Here is a 22,951-nt window from a genome sequence, read left to right on the forward strand (position 1 = left end):
CTATTTTAAAAATATGGTTTTATGAATAGAATTGGTTTTCTGTATTCTATCTTTGATGTAAAGCGGTTGTTATGACACAAGACCCCGAACCTCATTTAAACCAAGTTTCTTCTAAAAAACACACATTTTCTGAGTGGATAGAAAAGCGTTTTCCAGTTTTTTCAACATTCAGACGTGAATATATTCAATTCCCAATGCCTCGTAATTTAAATATTTGGTGGGCATTCGGGGCAGTGTTATGCGTTACTTTACTATTGATGTTGGCAACAGGGATTTTTTTAGCATTATCTTATACACCGTCAGCAGAAGAGGCTTTTGCTTCGATTGAAATGATAGAAAGGCGAGTGCCAAGTGGGTGGTTATTACGATCGCTTCATATGGCAGGATCAAATTTATTTCTTGTTTTTTTATATTTGCATCTTTTTAGAGGGCTATATTATGGTTCTTATAAAAATCCTAGAGAGCTCGTATGGTTGTCAGGCTTATTATTAATGCTGATGGTGATGATGACGGCATTTGCAGGGTATATTTTGCCTTGGGGGCAAATGTCTTATTGGGCTGCCAATGTGGTTATCCAAGCAATATCTTCAATTCCATTTATTGGCGAAGGGTTGGCGCATTGGTTAATGGGGGGGAGCTCGCCCAGCGATCTGACATTACATCGGTATTTTGTGTTACACTTTGCAATGGCTTTTTTTATAATTGCTGTGGTGTTTATTCATGTGATTTGCGTTCATGTCGTCAAATCAAACAATCCCAAAGGGATAGAACCTAAAACCAAAGAAGAAACGCTACCTTTCTATCCTTATTATGTGGCAAAGGATGGGGTGGTTATCGTTGGAGCAATCATTTTACTGGTTTTATTGGCTTTCTTTTTTCCTGATTTACTAACGAATAGTGAAAATTATACGCCTGCTAATCCTTTGGAAACGCCAGCAAACATAGCACCTGAATGGTATTTCTTGCCTTTTTATGGGATTTTGCAACTTATCCCATATAAATTCCTTGGGTTATTGCTATCGGTTGGTTCAATCATGGTTTTATTTGCGGTACCTTGGCTTGATAGATCACCTATTAAATCAGCGAATTATCGTCCTTTATATCGTATAGCTTTATTTCTATTAGTTCTTTCTTTTGTGATGCTTGGGATTGTTGGAAAATATCACAGCCATACAGGGTTAATATGGCTGGGGCGGTTGGCATTATTCTATTATTATGCGCACTTTTTATTGATCTTACCTTTTTCAGCACGGTTTGAGCTTAAAAGAACGCTTCCTACTTCTTTATTGGATGAGAAGGGGCATAAATAATGGTCAAACCAATTAAAAATGTAAGCTTTTTATTTTGTTTTTTATTTACGTGCTTATTTATTCCATTGATTTCTTACGCACAAAATAAGCCAGCATATAAGCAATATCCTTGGAGCTTCACAGGGATATTTGGTAATTATGATTTATCCAGTGTGCAAAGAGGCTATATGGTTTATCGTAAGGCCTGTGCTTCTTGTCACTCCGTGCAATATATGCGTTATGCGGACTTGCAACAAATGGGATTGACGCTCGATCAAATTGATAAAATAGCAAAAACAGATCAGATCTTGGATGGTAAAGACGCATCAGGTAAAGATTTGTATCGTGCTGCCACATTGGTAGATTATCTACCAGCACCATATTCCAATCAATTAATGGCTAAATCGGTGAATGCGGGAAAGGTGCCTTTGGATTTTTCTCGTTATGGCATGGGGATGGGACAGCAAGCGGATTATATTATGGCAATTTTGATGGGATATCAAAATCCCCCTGCTGATTTTAAACCAGATCAAGAGGGAATGGTTTACAATCAATATTTCCCAGGCCATCAAATTGCAATGCGATCCCCATTAACCAAGGATGGTGTGAAATATGCTGATGGCACCCCAGCAACTATTGAGCAACAAGCCAAAGATGTAACAACATTTTTAAGTTGGACAGCACATCCACATCTGATAGAACGTCATCGTATCGGCATTATGGTAATGATTTATGTTGCCTTTATTGCTATTTTAACATTGCTTGTAAAAAGAAAAGTTTGGTCAAATGTCAAATAAACAATTTTCTTCAACCCATGCTCAGCCTGTGATAGGAATTATTGGCGGTTCAGGGTTATATGATATTTCTGGATTAATCGATCAAAAATGGGTCAAAGTCGAAACGCCTTGGGGTGATCCATCAGATGAATTACTAACAGGGAAACTCGAAGGTGTTTCTTGTGTTTTTTTACCTCGTCATGGTCGTGGTCATGTGATTTCTCCAACAGAAGTTAATTACAAAGCCAATATTGCTGCGATGAAGACATTAGGCGTTACCGATATTGTTTCTGTATCTGCGGTGGGTTCGTTGAAAGAAGAATTAGCACCAGGAACTTTTGTTGTGGTCGATCAAATCATTGATCGTACACGATTAAGAGACAAAAGTTTCTTTGGTACAGGATTGGTAGCGCATGTGTCTTTAGCTGACCCTTTTTGCGATAGAATAGGACAAATGTTATATGATAATGCCAAGGAATTAGGATTATCCGTGGTTAGAGGCGGAACTTACCTTGTGATGGAAGGACCTCAATTCTCTACCCGTGCGGAAAGTAATCTTTATCGTTCATGGGGTGCCTCCGTTATTGGGATGACAAATATGCCAGAGGCTGCTTTGGCTCGTGAAGCTGAAATCTGTTATGCAACCGTGGCGATGGTCACTGATTATGATTGTTGGCATGAAGATCATGATGCGGTGAGTGTAGAGGCTGTGATTAAAACACTGACCGCTAATGCCAGCAATGCACGTGCTTTGGTCGAAAAAATCATTCCAAATCTAGGGAACCAAAGACCAAGTTGTAAGGCTGGCTGTGATCATGCGTTGGAACATGCGTTAATTACGGCTCCTCAAAAACGTGATCCAATGATGATTGAAAAGCTAAAGTTAATTGCTGGGCGTGTTTTGTAAGGAAATATTGAGGATATTGCTCTATATGATCGTAGTGTAGAGCAATGATGAATAGAAAACTCCTTATCGATCAAACATGATTTGTACCATTTGGATATGATTTATTCATTAGCAATTACAAATACTTGTTCTTAGGTTTGTTTTGTTGAATTATTCTATAATAAAGTTAAAAGACTGAAGATCCCCTATCATTTTACTTTGGGTTTCACTTTCAGTCCAAGGCGTATCCATAATTAACGCTAGCCTTTTGATTGCTTGAATTCCATATTTCTATAAATTTGATGAGATAGAATCTGTTATTTTTATTTGTGCAAAGGCAGTTGCATAAGTAACCATGTCGCTTTGTATCATATAGTCTTCTCTAGATGATGACATTTCTTTTATCTTATTAATATCAAGTATATCGACAAGAACATAAGTTATTTTGCGTGGATAATGGGGTTTGGTTAACTGATAAGGTAGCCACCTCAATATATTGAATTTTAGTTTTTTAAAGACCCCTCTGTAGTTCACAGAGGGGTTTATCGTTTTAGTAATCGCTATAGCCTTCTTTACCTTGTGTGAACCAAGTTTTGGCATCGTCAGGGGTGAAAGGTATATTGTTTTTAATTTTATTGACAAGATCAGGGTTAGAGATGAAAGGACGACCAAAAGCAACACCGTCTGCTTCATTATTTTTCATGGCTTGTTTGGCGGATTCACCATTATAGGAGCCGTTAATGATAAAGTGCCCATCAAAATTTTTGCGCATAGCAGGGGCTATCGCAGGATATAAATCATCATCTGTTAAATCTGCCATAATGAAATTATCTTCACCTGCTCTTGGTTCACGTACTTCTAAGAAATTAATCTTTTCTTTGCTCAACGCTTGAGTCGCTGCGACAAATAGAGCTTCAGAGTTACTATCGATAACACCTTGAACCAATTCGTTTGGAGAAAGTCTCACAGACGTTTTATCTGCTCCAACGGTTTGATTAACAGTTTGGGTGACTTGGATTAATAAACGGATTCTATTTTCAATAGAGCCACCATATTCATCCTCTCTGAAGTTAGAGCTGTCTCTTAGGAATTGATCAATTAAATAGCCATTTGCAGCATGAATTTGAACGCCATCAAATCCAGCCTCCATCGCATTTTTTGCTGCTTGTGCATAATCATTCAACAGTCTAGGTATTTCATTTATAGGCAAGGCTCTTGCTTGCTCATAAGGCTTTTTGCCATCATAAGTATGCGCCCATCTGGGAGCCGTCGTGTCTGATGCTGAAATAGGGTGTGGGTGAAAAGAAGGATGCACTGTTCGTCCCATATGCCATAATTGGCTGATGATTTTACCGCCAGCTTCGTGAACAGCATCGACAATGGGTTTCCAAGCTTCAACTTGTTCTTTGCTCCAAATACCCGGTGCGTAAGGCCATCCAAGACCCTCTTGGGAGATCCCTGTTCCTTCTGCAATAATTAAACCAGCACTGGCGCGTTCACGGTAATAATCAATCATTATTTCTGTTGGAATATGATCCTTGGTTGCCCGACCACGAGTCATGGGTGCCATGATTATACGATTAGCAGCATGAATAGAACCAAGTTGAATAGGATCAAATAAACTAGCCATGTGATTATTCCTTTTTATTTCTGTTGATAAATAAAAGCTAACATATAATAGACCAGTCGTCTAGTAGTTTTTAAAAAAATAATACGATTAATTTTTCAATAGATTATCTGTATATTTTAATGCTGTTTTCAGCGGACATTCATTCCGTTGTATCTTGGTAAGCATGCTGGCTCCAAGCCATTGTTGATATAATTCTTGAGCTGCATATCCAGGTTCTAGATGTTTAGGAATAGATCCATCAATTTGACCTTCTTTAATAATATTTGTAATAAGTTGAATGACTTTACTGGTGCCTAAACAAAATTCATGTCGCATTAATTCTGAAAAATCGCTGACTTCAGAGCTTAATTTTACAATTAAGCATCGTCCGTAATAATCATTCGTACATTGGTTTTCTTGCCATGTTTTTAAGTATGATAATAATCGTTCTTTGCAAGAAAGCTGTGAGTTAGAGAATAATCTGGCGATATTTGTTGTGTATTCTTGCATGTAAAAACGAATCACCTCTACGCCATATTCTTCTTTAGAACTAAAGTAATAATAAAAGGATCCTTTTGGAATACCAGCTTTTTTCAATAACTCGGTTAATCCGACATTCGTAAATCCATGGACTGTGAATACCTCAAGTCCTGTTTTTAAGAGTAGCGTTTTTTTCTCATTACTTACAGAATTCATTGTTTTTTCTTTTTTTTATGGTTACGCTATATTTGAAGATATAGCGCTTTATCTTTAATTTATTATAGATGATTATAAATTTTTTGCAAAAAGATCCAATGTTCTTTGCTGAGCAAGCTCGTAAGCTTCTGAGTTGAAACTTGATCTTGCTTGGCATCCAAATCCATGTTCAGCATTTTTATAAACGTAAATATCTACACCATTATTATCTTTATAAGCTTGCCTGATTTTATCAATAGCATCCAAAGGAATGCTATGGTCAAGTTCACCAAAATGCATTTGAACAGGGCAATGGGGTGGGTGATCAAGCAATGATGGAATCATCGCACCATACCAACAGCTGGCAGCAGAAAAAAGTTTTGTTTCAGTAGCGGCTCTCCAGCTCAAACTACCACCCCAGCAATAGCCCACAATCCCAATTTTATCGTAAGGGAGGTGCTCAGCAGCTGCGATTACATCTGATAATGTTTTTTCAGGTGAAATTTTTGCCCTGATGTTAAGGCCACGTTGCATATCTTCTGGCTCATATCCCAACGAGATATTCCGTTCAACGCGATCAAATAACGCAGGGGAAATGACGTGATATCCTTGCGCCGCAAACTTATCGCACACTTGACGAATATGCGGATTAACACCAAAAATCTCTTGAAGCACAACTAAACCCGCCAAAGCATTGGTTGGGGCATGTTCATAAGCATTTAAACTATGTTGATCAGAAGTGGTCAGCTGAATGTCTTTTTTCATTGTAAAAAGCCTTTATTTGTAAATTTCGCATAGGTTGAATGAACGTAGTATAGTTTAATCTGTATTCAAAAAAAATGATGTTTTTTTGGCGAATTATTCCTCAAAATAAGTGTTAATTTTCTTGACAATGTTACAAGCAACACATAAATTAACAGCGTATATATCAATCAATTTATTGATATATTTTGGAGTGACGCGGCAAAAAACGCGCGTAGTTAAAACCCATAATGCTGCTTTCATAGAAGGGCATTATATAGAAATATGGAGCGATCCAAATGACGAATTTTCGTCCTCTACACGACCGTGTGGTCGTACGCCGTTTAAATGGTGAAGAAAAAACTGCTGGCGGAATTATTATTCCTGAAACAGCAAAAGAAAAACCTCAAGAAGGTGAAGTCGTTGCCGTAGGACCTGGCGCTCGTAACGAGCAAGGTCAAATTGTTGCTTTAGATGTAAAAGCTGGCGACAAAGTATTATTCGGCAAATGGTCAGGCACAGAAGTAAAAATCAATGGTGAAGATCTTCTGATCATGAAAGAAAGCGATATTATGGGAATCGTTGGTTAATCCAATTATTTCTGAATTCTATACGTTTTATTTTTGACTTTAACTTTATTTGGAGAAATGAATTATGGCAGCCAAAGATGTAAGATTTGGTGCTGATGCACGTCAACGTATGTTACGTGGTGTCGATATCCTTGCTGATGCAGTAAAAGTAACCTTGGGTCCAAAAGGACGTAACGTTGTCTTAGATAAAAGCTTTGGTGCACCTCGCATTACAAAAGACGGTGTTTCTGTTGCAAAAGAAATCGAACTTGCAGATAAGTTCGAAAATATGGGCGCACAAATGGTGCGTGAAGTTGCTTCTAAAACCAATGACATTGCTGGTGATGGTACAACCACAGCAACCGTATTGGCTCAAGCAATCGTTCGTGAAGGGTTAAAATCAGTTGCTGCTGGTATGAACCCAATGGATTTAAAGCGTGGTATTGATAAAGCTGTTACTGTTGTGGTTGAAGAACTACAATCAAAAACAAAAAAAATCTCTACCCAAGCTGAAATTGCTCAAGTTGGAACAATTTCTGCAAATGGTGAAGCTGAAATCGGTGAGATGATCAGCAAAGCTATGGAAAAAGTTGGTAAAGAAGGTGTTATCACCGTTGAAGAAGCAAAAGGTCTACAAACAGAATTAGATGTTGTAGAAGGGATGCAATTTGACCGTGGATATATCTCTCCATATTTTGTAACCAACTCAGAAAAAATGACAGCTGATTTGGATAATCCTTTAATCCTTATCCACGAAAAGAAATTATCTTCTTTACAACCAATGTTACCATTGTTGGAAAGCGTTGTTCAAAGTGGTCGTCCATTATTGATTATCGCTGAAGATATTGATGGTGAAGCATTAGCAACATTAGTCGTTAACAAACTCCGTGGTGGTTTGAAAATTGCTGCTGTTAAAGCTCCTGGTTTTGGTGATCGCCGTAAAGCAATGTTGGAAGATATCGCTATTCTTACAGGCGGACAAGTGGTTAGCGAAGATCTTGGCATTAAACTTGAAAGCGTTACATTGAAAATGCTTGGTAATGCTAAAAAAGTTCATATCGACAAAGAAAACACCACCATTGTTGAAGGTGCTGGCGATGTTGAACAAATTAAAGGTCGTTGTAACCAAATCCGTGCACAAGTTGAAGATACAACTTCTGATTATGACCGTGAAAAATTACAAGAACGTTTGGCCAAATTAGCTGGCGGTGTTGCTGTTATTCGCGTTGGTGGTTCTACTGAAGTTGAAGTGAAAGAACGTCGCGATCGCGTTGACGATGCTTTACACGCAACTCGTGCTGCTGTGGAAGAAGGTATTGTTCCTGGTGGTGGTACAGCATTAGCTCGTGCATCTGTGAAACTTGCTGAAATTGCATCTCATACAAATGATGATCAACGCGTTGGTGTTGAAATCGTTCGTCGTGCATTACAAGCTCCTTTACGTCAAATCTCTGAAAATGCTGGTGAAGACGGTGCAGTGATTGCTGGTAAAGTTCTCGAAAACACCACCTATAGCTTCGGTTTCGATGCTCAAGAAGGTGCATATAAAGATCTCGTACAAGCTGGTATTATCGATCCAACTAAAGTTGTTCGTACAGCGTTACAAGATGCAGCATCTGTTGCTGGTTTGTTAATCACAACCGAAGCTATGGTTGCTGAACGTCCAGAAAAGAAATCTGAAGCTGGTGCCGGTATGGATGGCATGGGCGGAATGGGTGGTATGGGCGGAATGGGCTTCTAGTCCAACGCTGATACGCTTGTTTGCTTAAAAATTAAATAGAGGGACGCCTCTTAAATTTTGAAATCGCTACCTTAAATAAGGTGGCGATTTTTTTTAGGGTTTGTAAAATTAATAAATTTTAATTCAGCAATATATTCAGTATAGTTTTCGAATTAAAATGTAAAAGGGATAGAGTTATATGAGAGGAATTATATTAAACTTCTCAATACAGGAAAATACAGGTTATATTTCTGGAGATGACGGTAAACGTTACGTATTTACTGGGAAAGAGTGGAAAGAAACTTTTGCTCCTGAAAAAGGAAAAAAGGTTGATTTTGAGGTTAATATATCAAGCGAAGCTTGTAGTGTTTACTGCATTATGTATCAAGAAAATGATGCAAACAAATTGAATGTAGGTTCTCATATAGCTGATGATACCCATCAAAAACCAACTCCGCAAATTACAGAATCATATATAAATCAACTGGAAGTTGAAAAAACATACGGGACAATGTCTTGGTTTAAGAAGTGTATGAAAAATTATGTGAATTTTGCAGGACGAGCTCGAAGAAGTGAATTTTGGAATTTTGTTTTAATGATATGTTTTATACAAATAATTCCATCTATTATTATAAGTATTACTACGTATTTTATAACAGCTAATCAATATAGATCTTATTCTTACTACAGCTATAGCAGTGGTATAGGGATGAATGACTTTGCCCAGATATTTGGGATTTCATTTGTTATGGCTTTTATTGTTACATGCGCTTATTGTTTTATATGTTCATGCATATTTTTGTTACCAAGTATTGCTGTTACAGCACGTCGTTTGCATGATATTGGACTTTCAGGTTGGTGGGCTTCTTTAATTATTTTAACCTATATAAGCCCTCTATTGATGCTAATGGGTGGAATATTTTTCGCAATGATTGTCTATATTGTGATTTGTATTTTATTTATCGTGTGGTGTTCAACGGATACTAAGCCACAAGCAAATGAGTGGGGGCTGCCAGCTAAGTAACAAAGGCGTGAAAATTAAGATGTTTTGTTTTTAAATTTTCATAGATAATTCGCCAGTATTCTTTCACTGAAATAACGAACGAGTATTATTATTAATAAATATTAATATAATATTAATAAAATCTATATTTTTATTGATAATCAATATAAAATACATTTTTTTTACATTTTTATTCATATTTTATTTGACATTGGACCTGTTTTCTGTGTCAAATAGAAGTCAGAAAGAGTTGTTACAATTCTTTCACCCAAAGTAAATAAGATCAACTGATTTTATTTAGATATTTTAACTCTGATATCAGGTCTGTTTTTCAAGGACTTGGTTCTCTAATAGATAAAGGATGCGCGGTTAATGCAAACTGGAACCGTGAAATGGTTTAATCCTACAAAAGGATTTGGTTTTATTGTCCCTGAAGATGGTGGTAAGGACGTTTTCGTTCATATTACAGCAGTTCAGGCAGCTGGTTTACGTGATTTGAAAGAAAATCAACGTGTAAGTTACGAAATCGTGACAGAGCGCGGTAAAGCTGCTGCAGCGAATTTAAAACCTCTATAAGTTTTAAATCATTGGATTACTGGTATTAGAGTTAGCTCGTTACCGTAAGCGAACCGGTTCTTGAAAGAGAGCCGGTTTTGTATTTTATAAACCTTAACATTTTTTTTTAAAAAAATTCTCGTATAGACGCGATGGCATCTTGCAATGATATTCTAGCAATCGGAACATCGGATGGAAATGCGGATAACATCCGAGTCGGAGTTCTGCGGTCTAAGATAACAAAAATCCCTCTATCACTTTGAGTGCGAATCAATCGACCAAACGCTTGTCTTAATCTCAACCTTACCAGCTGTTCATCATAAAAATTGGGATTCTCTGGATAAAAATATTTTCGTCTTTCTCTGTGAAGAATATCGGGTCTTGGCCAAGGCATTTTTTCAAATACAACTAATCTTAATGAATTGCCTGGGATATTAATTCCGTCCCGCATGGCATCTGTGCCCAATAAACAGGAATTTTGCTCTGATTTAAATAACTCAATGAGGCTGTTATTATTTATGGGGTCAACATGTTGAGCAAACAAAGAGATATTTTGTTCTTCTAGCGGTTGAATGATCCTTTGATGTACAGCCTTCAATCGTTGAATGGCGGTAAATAACCCCAAAGCCCCACCTTGAGACGCTAGAAACAGGTTTAGAAAAGCGTGGGATAGATTATTAATCGACAGGTTATTTAAATCATTGATAATCAATACGCGTGCTTGTTCCGTGTAATTAAAAGGACAAGCGAGTGAGGCGCGAATAGGGGCGAACGGTAGGTGCGGTGTACCAACGCGTTTCTCAGCAGCTTGCCATGTCACCTCGGTATCGTGCTGACTGTCATCTCGAAGAGTTGCAGAGGTTAAAATCATACCATGCGCATAATTGGTGATGGTTTTCATAAACGGCAGGGTTGGATCTAACCAGTGATGAAAAATACCAATATCTAAAATACGCGTGCCAGTTTTTTCAACTTTTAAAAATGTGATGTGTGTTTGTGCTTCTTGTTGCTTTTGGTCTGGTTGATCTAGAAGGTTCAACAGATCAACCCAAACACTTAAGGGATTAACAGCACGTCTTTGTAAAGAGCTGATTGTCGTTTCAATGCGGTCTTTGGAATATTTATCTAATGTATCAATATCAGTTTTTAATTTATGTTCTAAAGTTTGAATAAATTGCAATAAAGGTGTTAGGATTTGAAGAAAACACTCAGAAAGGATAGCAGCTTGTTGTTTCAATTCTGGTAAGATAGGAAATAGATCACATTCATTTTGGTCGTAATATTCTGGAACAGGGACGGGAGAAGTGTTCTTTTGTGATCGTGCCGTGATTTGCATGTAAACTAAATAGAAAAAATACTCTGTTGGGTTGCTATCAGGAATATGATGCTCATCAAGCTCTGTTGAGAAATGAGATGACCAATTTAAAACGGGTAAACGATGTGTCGCTTGTAAAATGCTCTCTAATAAACGTTCAAGTTTATTGTCACCGATAATTACATCATGAATACGTTTTTTCAGTCCTTTAGAACGGGTTTTATTCCCTTCATTACCCAATAACCATCGGCGCAGTTCGCTTGTTTCCAACAAAGAAAATGCAACTGAATAAGCACTATCTGTCGCATCTAATAAATGATGTGCTTCATCGAATATGAAACGCGTTGGAAAATTGGATTGTTCTACAGAATCATTATTGTCATGCCAGGAAATATGCTGCATGACGAGCGCATGATTGGCAATGACAATATTTGCATCTTGCGCTTTGTGGATGGAATTTTCGACAAAGCAACATTGATAATGTGGACAAGCTCCGTGAATACATTCGCCTCTACGTTCAGCCAGTTGGTATAATAGTCTTTCGTTGAACAGATCATTAAACCAATTGGGTAAATCACCCCCAAATAAATCGCCATCATTGGTTTCTTCAGCCCATCTACAGAGTAAAATAAGGGCGATTTTATTGCGAGATTGCTGTTGTGAGAATGTATTGAGGTGTTCTTCTAAATTAAGTAAGCATAAATAATTCTCACGCCCTTTACGGACAATAACATGCTTTTTTCTAATCTCAGGGTCAGGATAAAGCCGTGTAAATTCTTCTTCGATTTGTCGTTGCAGGTGTTTGGTATAAGTATTAATCCAAACGGTTCCCTCGTTTTGCTCTGACCATAAGGTAGCAGGTGCCATGTATCCCAAGGTCTTTCCTGTTCCTGTACCAGCTTCTGCTAAAACGACGTTGGGGCAATCAGGATGGTTGCGCGGGGCAAAAGCAGCCCGAGAAATATCTGCAAAATCAATTTGCCCCATTCTAGTTTCAGCCTGAGGTCCTAAGAGCTCAGATAAACGTTGTAATGTTTCTTTACGTTGTAGGGGTTGTTGTCTTGGAGGTGAGCGAGGAGGGGTATCTTGCCATTTTGGCAATTTTCGCCATATTTTTAAACTGTCATTAGGTTGCAGTTGGCTGAAGGGAATGGGTAGTGTTATATTCAGAACATCTATGATTAAAGGTGCCCATTTCCATTGGGCATAAAATAACGCTGCCCCTTGAGCTTTGAGGGATTCAGAAGGGAAGTGGCGTTGTTTATCTTGCAAATGTTGGACGAGATGATCGATAATTGTGAATAGAAAATCAGCACTGACAGGCTCAGGGCAGGGAATATCAAGTGCTTGCGCCATACTTTGAGGGGTGAACCCAAAAGATTTAGTGGGATATATAAAAGCTGCAAGTTCAAGAAGGTCAAACCATCCATGAGGGTTAATATTTTTTGGAGTATGTAATTTACGATAAGTAACGGGAGAATGAATGACAAAAACAGCAGGCTCTTTCCCAATTTTTTCAATTGCTTGTTCAATAGATAGATCAAGCAATTCGCCCTCTGAAGTCATTAAAGAGCATTGATGTTGGTGAATTGTAAGTGCTGAATATTTGTCTAAAAACATTTTTTTACTAACAGTTTAAGAATATATGATGATATTCTAATTTCTTATGTGTTTTAATAGAACACATATTTTTGTTTTTTTATAAATTAATTTATACTTATAGAGGGCAGGTATTTGTTAAAATGCCTGTAAAGCAATGTCTAAAAACGATTTTTCTTCATTATCTTCGTTACCAAAATCTTGGCCTTTTGAGGAAGCTGCTAAGTTAGTTGATCGTATGAAAGGTAAGAAGGATAAGTTGAATAAACCTGCCCTGATGGAAACAGGCTATGGCCCTTCTGGACTGCCGCATATTGGTACGTTTGGTGAAGTTGCGCGCACATCATGGGTGCGACAAGCATATCAAGTACTGACGGGTCAATCGATTAAAATCCTCGCATTTTCTGATGATATGGATGGATTACGCAAAGTCCCCGATAATGTGCCGAACAAAGATATGTTAGCACAACATTTGGGTAAACCATTATCCCGTATTCCAGACCCATTTGGAACCCATGATTCGTTTGGTGCGCATAACAATGCACAATTATGTTCTTTCTTAGATCGGTTTGGCTTTGAATATGAATTTGCATCCGCAACTGATTATTATACGTCTGGGCGTTTTGATGCTGCGTTGAGACGCGTATTAGAAGTTCACGATCAAATTGCGGCTGAAGTTAAAAAAACATTAAGAGAAGAAAGAAAAGCGACATATTCTCCGATTTTGCCCATTCATCCTGAAACAGGGATTGTAATGCAAGTGCCAATGGAAAAAATTGATCTGGATGCTGGTACGGTTGTATGGCGTGACGAAAATGGCAAGGCGTTTGAAACGCTTGTTAAAGGCGGTCACGTAAAATTACAATGGAAAGCCGATTGGGCAATGCGTTGGTATGCGTTGGGCGTTGATTATGAAATGTCTGGCAAAGATCTGATCGATAGCGTTAAATTATCCAGCAAAATTTGTAAAATTTTGGGTGGAGAGCCACCAATTAATTTAACGTATGAATTATTTTTGGATGACCAAGGACAAAAAATTTCAAAATCTAAAGGAAACGGACTTTCAATTGAAGAATGGCTGCAATATGCGCCAGAAGAAAGTTTGGCACTTTATATGTATAATGCGCCTAAACGTGCAAAAAGATTATTTTTTGATGTTATTCCCAAGGCAACGGACGAGTATTTGAAACATGTTGCTGATTGGGCAGCGCTTGAAAAAAACGAAGATAGTTTGGAAGTTGCTGAACAAGAAAAGAGATATAATAACCCTGCTTGGTTTATCCATCAGGGTAAATTGCCAGAAAAAGTTGGCAGTCCAATCAGTTTTGCGATGCTTTTAAATTTGGCGTCTGTTGCGAATGCTGAGCGTGCAGAAATTCTATGGGGCTTTTTAAAGCGTTACGATGTAAATGTTTCCCCCGAAACGCATCCGATGTTGTCTCAACTGGTAGAATGTGCATTGGCATATTATGCAGATTTTATCAAACCTCATAAAGAGTATCGTAAACCAGATGATAAAGAAAAACAGGCTTTAACAGCATTGGTTAACCAATTGCGTGCGGTGCAAGAGCAATCGATGACAGCAGATGAATTGCAAAATATGGTATTTGCGGTTGGTAAAGAATTCGAATTCGAACCTTTAAGAGCATGGTTTGGATGTTTATACGAAGTCTTACTAGGGCAAAAAGAAGGACCCCGTTTTGGTATGTTTATTGCTTTATATGGTATTTCAGAAACGATAGCGTTAATTGAAGCCGCTTTGACCCGAGAATAGTTTAAGTGTAAAATAAGAACAATTTGTTTTCATAATATTATAGTATAAAGATGCAACCACAAGATTCTTGCTCAAAAGAGCAGACAGGCCCGACTAAGGGAAACCAATTCAAAGATCGCAGTTGGAAAACTTGTTTTAAATATGCTTCTCGGCTTTTTGGTGTGGCTATTTTTGTGGTTGCTATCTATGTGGTACAAAATGAATTTAAGCACCTCAGTCTTAAGAATATAAAAGATTCTCTGAGTCAAATTCCAGATGTCGCCTTGTATGCGGCAGCAGGGTGTACGTTTTTATCGTTTTTAATTTTATCCTTTTATGACAAATTGGCCGTTATTCAAGTTGGTCATCGCTTATCATTTTTAAAAACAGCATTTGCGTCGTTTTGCTCATATGTTTTGTCGCATAATATTGGGTTTTCAGCTGTTTCTGGAGCGATTGTTCGTTTTCGATTATATGGCAGTTGGGGGTTGCAAGCGATTGAAATTGTGCAAGTGATCGCTTTTTGCTCAATCACTTACTTTTTAGGTGCAGCGGTTTTAATTGGAACTTTGTTTATTTTTAAAGCAAGCGATCTTCCAATAATAGGGCATGAATTGCCGGCTTATGTCTTTGTTGGTTTAGGAAGCTTATGTTGGTTATTAGTTGCTTTATATGTTGTCATTTCTTTTTATTGTAATGAATTAAAGCTTTGGAAATATCGTTTTTCTTTTCCCAAACCCATGATGGCAATTGCCCAAATTATAATAGCGACTGCTGAAGTTATTGCGACGGCTGCTATTCCTTATTGTGTAATTCCCGATCATTCTCATCTCTCTGGCTATCAATCCATAGATTTTCCGACTTTTCTTGGGGTTTACATTGCTTCTTATTCAGCAGGTTTGATTGCCAGTGTTCCGGGTGGAGTAGGTGTATTTGAAGGGAGTATGCTACTGGCATTAAAGCCTTATATGCCTGCGGAAGATATCGTTTCCGTTATTTTTATCTTTAGATTGTTTTATTATCTTATTCCTTTATTTTTTGCTGGTATTATGTTTGCAGGGCACGAGGTATTTTTACGCGGTGGAAATGCGCTTCATAAGAATGCAAAAAAACTATTTGTATTTAAACTGCGTCCAATTTCTTCATCTGCTGAAAATATTAGGGAAAGTGATGCTGCGTTTTCAGTGAATATTGCTGCTGCCACAACGTCCCTTTGTGGATTAATCGCTTTGGCTTTGCCAGTATTAGACCCGACTAAAACGGCTGTCAGAAAGTCTTTTTTTCTTGTTATAGAGATTGCTGGCGATTATTTGCTGTCTTTTTTTGGGATGTTATTATTAGTCTTGACGGTTGCTTTGGCTCGAAGGATTACGATGGCGTGGTGTTTAAGTTTAGCCACTTTGGTTCTGTTAGCTGTGGTAACTTTGTTAAGAGGTGCGCCTATATATGTTCCCATTATATTTACATTATCTGCCTTTTTTATTGCACCGTTCAGAAATTGTTACTATCGCAAGGCAAATTTCAGCGCAACGCCTCTATCGTTAAAAACAGCCATTGAAATCCTCATTTTAATTGTAACGATTTATGTTATCATATGGCTTAGCCCGCACCATACAGTTAATCATGGTATTGTTGAGATTTTTCTTTCCCATCATGTTTCTTTTGAGATTAAATCGATTATAGCCTTTATGGTATTGGTAGGTTGTATGATTTTATTTAAAATGATGCGTCCCGCACGTATTCGCTTTGATCGTTGGTCACAAGAAACCCAAGAGCTTTACGAAGTGTTGTCTAATTCCACCATCAATAATGTGGTGAGTATAGACCCAGACGCGATCGTAATTTGTTCCACAGCAGGCACTGTTGCGCCCTTTTTGAGAAGAGAAGGGATGTTGATTGGTCTTGGCGATCCAGTTGGGAAGCAAAGTGAGATCATCAATACGATCTGGAGATTGCGAGATTTGGCAACCCAAGAACATCGCTCTCTTGCATTTTGGAATGTTAGCGCAAAATATTTGTCTATTTACCAAGATTTAGGATTGGCAAATATGTCCCTCAAGAAAGATCGTTACGTTTGTTGTGAATTATATTATATGAACTATTTACATCAGCTGATTGAAAATAAGAAGTGTGATAATCTTTTATCGTAACATATAATCGGACTGAATATCGTAGTGAACGCTATGTTTGGTATGATATGTACTAAAAAGAGAAAATTGAAGGATCTCAAAGGACTTTGTTTTAAATAAATTATATTGATATAACCAATTACTTATTTGCTCTTCACTGATTCCTATACCTTTCGCCAAAGCAATTTTGGGTACATAGCGTTTTTTACTGGGCTTTATTTCGAATTGTTGAACAATATGTTCAATTTTCTTTTTCAAGTGAATCAAAGCTGGTGTCGACGAGACGATTACTGAAAATTCACTCTCACCAGTCGGTAATATATTATGCTGAACCCCTTGTATATCCAATTCGAAACGTGGTGTATTCATTCGTTCCAATTCAATATCGATTTCACTCATTAACATATCGTTTTTTATTGCGCCAAGATGACAAAGGGGTATGTGATACGTATCGGGATCATTCCAGTAGAGAGCTGGTAAGCTGCCACGCAATGTACTGAGATGGGATGAAATATGGTCAGGTAAGGATAAACCTATAAAGTAACTCATTATTTTTTGCTAGTAATATATAAAAGATACTAAATCTATACTTATTAAAAACATAAAAACAACTTATTTTTTTGTATACTTGATATTTAGTAAGTGATTGCAATATATTACTAGTTAATGAAAACTATTTTATGAGAAGAGTAATGGCATTTCGTCCTAATTCATATAACAATACATCACAAGTCGATGCACAGGTTGCATTTGATGCTGGTTTGCGCAGCTATATGCTTCGAATATATAACTGGATGGCATCGGGCTTGTTATTAACCGCGTTGGTTTCCTATTTGGTTGCGAATTCATCTTTAGGTAATATTTTTTATCAAAGAGTGTTTGCAAATGGGTCCATACATTTAACGCCTACGATGTTGGGATTTGTTGCGATATTGTCCCCTTTGGCATTTGTTTTGGTGATGTCTTTTGGGATTAATCGTTTATCGACACAGACAGCGCAAGCTTTATTTTGGGCTCTTTGTGCAGCCATGGGTATCAGTATGGCGAGCATTTTCTTTGTATATACAGGGGAATCTATTGCCAGAACGTTCCTTGTTGCAGCAAGTATGTTTGCAGGGATGTCTTTGTGGGGGTATACGACGCAACGTGATTTGACAGGAATCGGATCCTTTTTGGGCATGGGGCTTTTTGGTTTAGTTATTGCAATGGTAATTAATATGTTTTTCCATAGTTCTGGAATGTCTTTGTTAATTAGTATTGTTGGTGTCGTCGTGTTCACAGGTCTTGCAGCAACTGATACCCAAAGAATTAAACTATCATACCAAACATTCTATCAATATGAAGGTGCGGATATGGCAGCTAAACATAGTGTGTATGATGCTTTAACCCTGTATTTGAATTTCATTAATCTATTTCAATTTTTATTACAATTTATGGGTGTTCGATCAGGAAGTAATGACTAGTTTATTTTACGATTATAAAATTGATTAATCTTATAAAATGCACTGAATGATTTCAGTGCATTTTTTGCGATATATATTTGTGTTTTAATTATCACTTAGTTTGTAAAGTTGAGATTATTGCAAATTTTACGTCGTTACATCGAGTATTTAGGCGTATTATAGTAATACCATATTTATGGGTAAATAGATGTTATTTTAATAGTTTTTGAATGTTTTGAGAAAGCTAGTTGTAACATAACGTTATTTATAGTAGGAATAGGGCACTAAATTAACATTATTGCTTTGAAAAGATTTATGTCTTTTTTATGTGCATATAATGGTGTTATTATGAGTATTAAGGATTTTTAATAAAATAATGCAAATTATCTTATCAAAAATTCTAAAAAAGAAAGATGTTCTATAAGATGAACAAGCTGATGAGTTGAGCAATGTCAGAATCAACGAGGCATAGAATGAAAAAAATATTACCGAAAATTACATTATCGGTAGTGGGTTTAGCATCTACCTTAATGCTAGGTGGATGTAATTTAGTTATAATGGATCCTAAAGGAACTGTTGGGCAAGGTGAAAAGCAATTAATTATAATGTCTGTAATAGCAATGCTTTGTATTGTTATTCCAGTTATCATTGCCACTTTGTTTGTTGCATACCGTTATCGTCGATCAAATACGAATGCGACTTATGCACCAAAATGGGACTTTTCAACAACGATTGAAATTCTTGTTTGGGGAATTCCAATGTGTTTGATTGCATTCCTTGCATATCATACATATGTATCCTCTCATGAATTAGATCCTTATAAACCAATTGCTGCTCCTGCTGATAATCCAAACGCAAAACCAATAAATGTACAAGTGGTTGCACTAAACTGGAAATGGTTATTTATCTATCCAGATTATGGAATTGCAACAGTAAACGAAATGGCAATGCCGGTGAATACACCAGTGGCGTTCCGTTTAACATCTGATGCTACGATGAATTCCTTCTGGATTCCGCAGCTAGGATCTCAAGTGTATGTGATGGCTGGAATGCAAACACAACTGCATTTAATGTCAACATCTACTGGTACATTCAGAGGGCTTTCAAACAACTATAGTGGTTCTGGATATTCAGAAATGAAATTCAAAGCGATTTCTACTGATCAAAAAGGTTTTGATGAGTGGGTTGAAAAAGTTAAAGCTTCTTCGAAACAGTTAGATAGCAAAGACAGCGAGGTCTATAAGCATTTAAGAGAAGATCAAATGGAATATGCTAAGACTCATGAAGGAAATGTGCTTCATCAAGAGCCAATCTATTATGGCACTGTTGGACATCATCTCTTTGATGATATTGTTGGGCAATATAATGATGGTCATTTTAATGTCCATAATCATGGTAATAGCTCAGCAGCTCCTGCTCAATCTAATGATATGCACTCGGGGGAGTAGGGAAATATGTTAGGAATTTTAAGTCTTAAAGATATTCCATACAATGTGCCCATTTTGGTGGGAACATTCGTTGGAGTAGCAATTATTGGATTGGCAGTTTTATTTGCAATTACATATTATGGCAAATGGACTGTTTTATTTAAAAACTGGCTTTTTTCAGTTGATCATAAACGTATCGGTATTATGTATATCGTTCTTGCGTTGGTGATGTTGTTCCGTGGTTTCTGTGACGCATTAATGATGCGTACGCAACAAGCGATTGCTTTTGATAGCCCTGGCTATCTGCCTCCACACCATTATGATCAAATCTTTACTGCACACGGCACCATCATGATTTTCTTCATGGCGATGGCGTTCATGCAAGGTTTGTTCAATTTGATTGTGCCGTTGCAAATCGGTGCTCGTGACGTTGCGTTTCCATTCCTTAACTCATTAAGTTTTTGGTTGACGACTGCAGGTGCGATCCTAGTAAATATCTCTTTATTTATTGGTGAGTTCTCTACAGCAGGTTGGTTGGCATATCCTCCAGTTTCTGAATTACAATTTAGTCCTGGTGTTGGTGTTGACTATTATATCTGGGCTGTTCAGATCTCTGGTATTGGGACAGTATTGACCGCCGTCAACTTTATGACAACGATGTGTAAGATGCGTGCCCCTGGCATGACATGGATGCGTTTACCAGTCTTTTGTTGGACTGTGTTTGCTGCATGTATTATGATTTACACAACATTCCCAGCATTAACCGTTTCTATTGCTGAATTGACACTTGACCGTTATTTAGGCATGCATTTCTTTACCAACGAACTTGGCGGTAACGTGATGTTATACTTGAACTTGATTTGGGCATGGGGACATCCAGAGGTTTACATTCTTGTTATTCCTGCGTTTGGCTGTTTTTCTGAATTGGTTCCAGTATTTTGTAAAAAACCATTGTTCGGTTATGCAACGATGGTGTATGCAACTTTGACAATTACAGTATTGTCATTGTTAGTTTGGGTTCACCATTTCTTTACCATGGGTGCGGGTGCAAACGTAAACTCATTCTTTGGTATTATGACGATGATTATCGCTATTCCAACAGGGGTTAAAATCTTTAACTGGTTATTTACAATGTATAGAGGGCGTATTGAATTTACGGCACCTATGTATTGGACAATTGGTTTTATGATTGTCTTTGTTATTGGTGGTATGACAGGCGTTATGCTTGCTATTCCTGCAAGTGACTTTGTATTACATAACAGTGAATTCTTGATTGCTCACTTCCATAATACAATTATTGGTGGTGTGTATTTCGGTTATATTGCTGGTATGAACTTCTGGGCACCTAAAGTAACTGGCTTTAAAATGAGCCAAGGTCTTGGTAAAGCAGCTTTCTGGTTCTGGTTCTTCGGTTTCTTCCTTTCATTCGTACCTTTGTATATTACTGGTTTCGATGGAATGGTTCGTCGATTAAATCATTATGACAATCCTGATTGGCATTTTTGGTTAATTATTGCTTGTGTTGGTGCGTTCTGTATTCTTTGTGGTGTTGTGTGTCAGCTCACACAAATTTTCCTCGGTATTTGGAATATGGATAAACCAGGACATAAAGATATTACTGGTGATCCATGGGATGGTCGTACACTAGAATGGTCAACGTCATCACCTGCTCCTATTTATAACTTTGCACATATTCCAGTTGTTCATGCTCGTGATGCGTTTGCTTATGATAAAGAGCACGGTATTGATACACGTCGTACTTCTGAACCTTATCAAGACATTATCATGCCAAAAAATACCTCTGCAGGTTTCTTTATTGGTATGCTTTCATTTGTCTTTGGTTTTGCTGCAGTATGGCATATATGGTGGTTGGCTATTGTCGCTGGTATCCTTATGTTGTTAATTGTCATAGGATATAGCTTTAAGGAAGACAAAGAATTTGTTATCCCTGCTGCAGAAGTCGAACGTATTGAGAAAGAACATTCTCGTAACATTATGACACAGGTGGCTGAATAATGAGTGAAAATAGTACAATGACAGCAAACGGTGGTCATCACGAACACGAACATGAAAATCATTCAGTATTTGGGTTTTGGTTATACCTGATGTCTGACTGCGTTATTTTCGGATGTTTGTTTGCCAGTTATGCTGTGTTACATGGACAGTTTTTTGGTGCGCCAACGTTCAAAGAGCTTCTTCACGCTGGTGATATTGAATTTTCAACAGTGGCATATGAAACAGCTTTATTGTTGTTAAGTTCTTTGACATTTGGTTTTGCCATGTTGTCTGCCCATAAAGGGAACAGATCTGGAACATTACTATGGATGGTTGTTTCTGCAGTGTTAGGTGCAGGGTTCCTTGGTTTAGAAATCAAAGAATTTATGCATTTAATTTCTAAAGGTGCAACACCAGAATCTTGTGCGCATTGGTCTGCGTTCTTTACACTTGTTGGAACACATGGATTGCATGTGACCATTGGTTTAATTTGGATGATTGTTTTAATGATTCAAGTTGCTACCAAAGGTGTAGGTTCGCATATGATGCCTCGCTTAACTTGTTTAAGTTTATTCTGGCATTTCCTTGATATTATCTGGATCTGTGTATTTAGTTTTGTTTATCTGTTGAGTATGTTGTAATGGTAGAAAATCATGCAGTTTCTTCTCATGGGGAAGACCATGGACACGGCTCTATAGTTTCTTATATTGTTGGGTTCATACTATCTGTTGTATTAACCTTGGCGTCATTTTGTATTGTGCTGCTAAAAACAGGTTTATCAAATGGAGTAATCATTATTGGATTAGGAGTGTTGGCTGTAATACAAATATTTGTACAAGTCACCTTCTTCTTACATGTTAGTGCTGCTCCGGAACAACGTTCAGAGGTTGTCTCTTTCTTATTCTCTGTATTCGTTGCCTTGGTAATTTGTTTTGGTACATTATTTGTTATGCATAATGTTGGTCATTTGATGATGTCTCGATAATTTTCATAATAATCTGTCTTTATTTTCATATAAAGACAGATGAATGAACCAATAAAAAACCCTTAACTTTTATTTAAAAAGTTAAGGGTTTTTTTACGAGCTACTTAAGGAAATTAATCTTTGTGAGGCTCTTTTGAAAGCAATTCTTTTTTGTCTGTTTTGCCGTTCCATTCATCTGCATCAGCAGGTGTATCGCCTTTTCGGCTCATATTAGGCCAAGATTTCGAAAGCTCAGCATTGACTTCTAACCAATCTGCAGCACGATCGTCACTGTCTGGGAAGATGGCTTCCGCGGGGCATTCTGGTTCACATACGCCGCAATCAATACATTCTTCTGGGCTAATAACAAGGAAGTTTTCACCAGCATAGAAACAATCTACGGGGCAAACTTCGACACAATCCATATATTTGCAACGGATGCAGTTTTCCGTGACCACATAGGTCATTGCTTTCTCCGATTCATATCTGTTAAAGGGGTATTAA

20 protein-coding genes are annotated in these 22,951 nt (G+C 37.4%); 14 read left to right on the top strand and 6 right to left on the bottom strand.

The genetic code is table 11. The features are described 5' to 3' along the window. The first annotated feature begins 71 nt into the window (after positions 1 to 71). The 3 genes from PQG54_RS07405 to PQG54_RS07415 are packed head-to-tail and all read left to right on the top strand — an operon-like array spanning position 72 to position 2,972. Positions 72 to 1,310: a cytochrome b gene (locus PQG54_RS07405; RefSeq protein ID WP_271788506.1), complete on the top strand. Its 1,239-nt coding sequence runs from the start codon at positions 72 to 74 to the stop codon at positions 1,308 to 1,310. Then, the gene (locus PQG54_RS07410; protein WP_271788507.1) at positions 1,310 to 2,086 is read left to right on the top strand and encodes a cytochrome c1; all 777 of its coding nucleotides are present in this window, start codon (positions 1,310 to 1,312) and stop codon (positions 2,084 to 2,086) included. Before PQG54_RS07405 ends, PQG54_RS07410 begins: the two co-directional genes overlap by 1 nt. Continuing rightward, positions 2,076 to 2,972, top strand: a complete 897-nt coding sequence (locus PQG54_RS07415; protein WP_271788508.1) for an S-methyl-5'-thioadenosine phosphorylase — start codon at positions 2,076 to 2,078, stop codon at positions 2,970 to 2,972. Before PQG54_RS07410 ends, PQG54_RS07415 begins: the two co-directional genes overlap by 11 nt. 529 nt (positions 2,973 to 3,501) lie before the next feature. Here the strand turns inward: PQG54_RS07415 and PQG54_RS07420 are convergent. The 3 genes from PQG54_RS07420 to PQG54_RS07430 all read right to left on the bottom strand — a co-directional run bounded on the left by PQG54_RS07420 (position 3,502) and on the right by PQG54_RS07430 (position 6,000). Then, positions 3,502 to 4,581: an alkene reductase gene (locus PQG54_RS07420; RefSeq protein WP_271788509.1), complete on the bottom strand. Its 1,080-nt coding sequence runs from the start codon at positions 4,579 to 4,581 to the stop codon at positions 3,502 to 3,504. 87 nt (positions 4,582 to 4,668) lie between these two features. Then, positions 4,669 to 5,256, bottom strand: a complete 588-nt coding sequence (locus tag PQG54_RS07425; protein WP_271788510.1) for a TetR/AcrR family transcriptional regulator — start codon at positions 5,254 to 5,256, stop codon at positions 4,669 to 4,671. A gap of 72 nt (positions 5,257 to 5,328) precedes the next feature. After that, the gene (locus PQG54_RS07430; protein ID WP_271788511.1) at positions 5,329 to 6,000 is read right to left on the bottom strand and encodes a dienelactone hydrolase family protein; all 672 of its coding nucleotides are present in this window, start codon (positions 5,998 to 6,000) and stop codon (positions 5,329 to 5,331) included. A gap of 275 nt (positions 6,001 to 6,275) precedes the next feature. Here PQG54_RS07430 and groES point away from each other — a divergent pair, with 275 nt between their 5' ends. From groES to PQG54_RS07450, 4 genes are all read left to right on the top strand, one after another. Beyond that, on the top strand, positions 6,276 to 6,566 hold the full coding sequence (gene groES / locus PQG54_RS07435; protein ID WP_034337605.1) for a co-chaperone GroES: 291 nt from the start codon (positions 6,276 to 6,278) through the stop codon (positions 6,564 to 6,566). A 64-nt stretch (positions 6,567 to 6,630) separates the two neighbouring features. Beyond that, complete coding sequence (gene groL / locus PQG54_RS07440) at positions 6,631 to 8,286, top strand: chaperonin GroEL (protein ID WP_271788512.1); 1,656 nt, start codon at positions 6,631 to 6,633, stop codon at positions 8,284 to 8,286. 178 nt (positions 8,287 to 8,464) lie between these two features. After that, positions 8,465 to 9,289, top strand: a complete 825-nt coding sequence (locus PQG54_RS07445; RefSeq protein ID WP_271788513.1) for a DUF805 domain-containing protein — start codon at positions 8,465 to 8,467, stop codon at positions 9,287 to 9,289. Positions 9,290 to 9,640: 351 nt separating this feature from the next. Further along, positions 9,641 to 9,844 (top strand): cold-shock protein, encoded by a 204-nt coding sequence (locus PQG54_RS07450; RefSeq protein WP_271788514.1) that lies wholly within the window; start codon positions 9,641 to 9,643, stop codon positions 9,842 to 9,844. Between the two features lie 106 nt (positions 9,845 to 9,950). On the opposite strand, the gene PQG54_RS07455 is transcribed toward PQG54_RS07450, so the two are convergent. Next, on the bottom strand, positions 9,951 to 12,758 hold the full coding sequence (locus PQG54_RS07455; RefSeq protein ID WP_271788515.1) for an ATP-dependent DNA helicase: 2,808 nt from the start codon (positions 12,756 to 12,758) through the stop codon (positions 9,951 to 9,953). 136 nt (positions 12,759 to 12,894) lie between these two features. Between PQG54_RS07455 and PQG54_RS07460 the strand changes: the two genes are divergently transcribed. Together PQG54_RS07460 and PQG54_RS07465 are read left to right on the top strand one after the other, a co-directional pair. Continuing rightward, on the top strand, positions 12,895 to 14,511 hold the full coding sequence (locus PQG54_RS07460; RefSeq protein WP_271788516.1) for a lysine--tRNA ligase: 1,617 nt from the start codon (positions 12,895 to 12,897) through the stop codon (positions 14,509 to 14,511). Between the two features lie 50 nt (positions 14,512 to 14,561). Further along, positions 14,562 to 16,640 (top strand): lysylphosphatidylglycerol synthase domain-containing protein, encoded by a 2,079-nt coding sequence (locus PQG54_RS07465; protein ID WP_271788517.1) that lies wholly within the window; start codon positions 14,562 to 14,564, stop codon positions 16,638 to 16,640. On the opposite strand, the gene thpR is transcribed toward PQG54_RS07465, so the two are convergent. Then, a complete protein-coding gene (gene thpR / locus PQG54_RS07470; protein WP_271788518.1) occupies positions 16,632 to 17,168 on the bottom strand; it encodes an RNA 2',3'-cyclic phosphodiesterase in 537 nt (178 codons plus the stop codon). The genes PQG54_RS07465 and thpR overlap by 9 nt on opposite strands. A gap of 143 nt (positions 17,169 to 17,311) precedes the next feature. Here thpR and PQG54_RS07475 point away from each other — a divergent pair, with 143 nt between their 5' ends. The 5 genes from PQG54_RS07475 (at position 17,312) to cyoD (ending at position 22,468) form a co-directional block, all read left to right on the top strand. Next, a complete protein-coding gene (locus PQG54_RS07475; RefSeq protein ID WP_271788519.1) occupies positions 17,312 to 18,082 on the top strand; it encodes a Bax inhibitor-1/YccA family protein in 771 nt (256 codons plus the stop codon). A 452-nt stretch (positions 18,083 to 18,534) separates the two neighbouring features. After that, positions 18,535 to 19,509, top strand: coding sequence for a ubiquinol oxidase subunit II (gene cyoA, locus PQG54_RS07480; RefSeq protein ID WP_271788520.1), 975 nt, complete (start codon positions 18,535 to 18,537; stop codon positions 19,507 to 19,509). A gap of 6 nt (positions 19,510 to 19,515) precedes the next feature. Continuing rightward, on the top strand, positions 19,516 to 21,504 hold the full coding sequence (cyoB, locus tag PQG54_RS07485; RefSeq protein ID WP_271788521.1) for a cytochrome o ubiquinol oxidase subunit I: 1,989 nt from the start codon (positions 19,516 to 19,518) through the stop codon (positions 21,502 to 21,504). Continuing rightward, positions 21,504 to 22,124, top strand: a complete 621-nt coding sequence (gene cyoC, locus PQG54_RS07490) for a cytochrome o ubiquinol oxidase subunit III (RefSeq protein ID WP_271788522.1) — start codon at positions 21,504 to 21,506, stop codon at positions 22,122 to 22,124. The genes cyoB and cyoC overlap by 1 nt, the downstream gene beginning before the upstream one ends. Next, entirely contained in the window at positions 22,124 to 22,468 is a 345-nt protein-coding gene (cyoD, locus tag PQG54_RS07495; protein WP_271788523.1) for a cytochrome o ubiquinol oxidase subunit IV, read from the top strand. Before cyoC ends, cyoD begins: the two co-directional genes overlap by 1 nt. A gap of 113 nt (positions 22,469 to 22,581) precedes the next feature. Here cyoD and fdxA read toward each other — a convergent pair whose 3' ends face one another. Then, entirely contained in the window at positions 22,582 to 22,914 is a 333-nt protein-coding gene (gene fdxA, locus PQG54_RS07500; protein WP_271788524.1) for a ferredoxin FdxA, read from the bottom strand. Positions 22,915 to 22,951 lie beyond the last annotated feature (37 nt).

The organism is Commensalibacter communis, from assembly GCF_947179015.1.
GTDB classification, from domain to species: domain Bacteria; phylum Pseudomonadota; class Alphaproteobacteria; order Acetobacterales; family Acetobacteraceae; genus Commensalibacter; species Commensalibacter communis.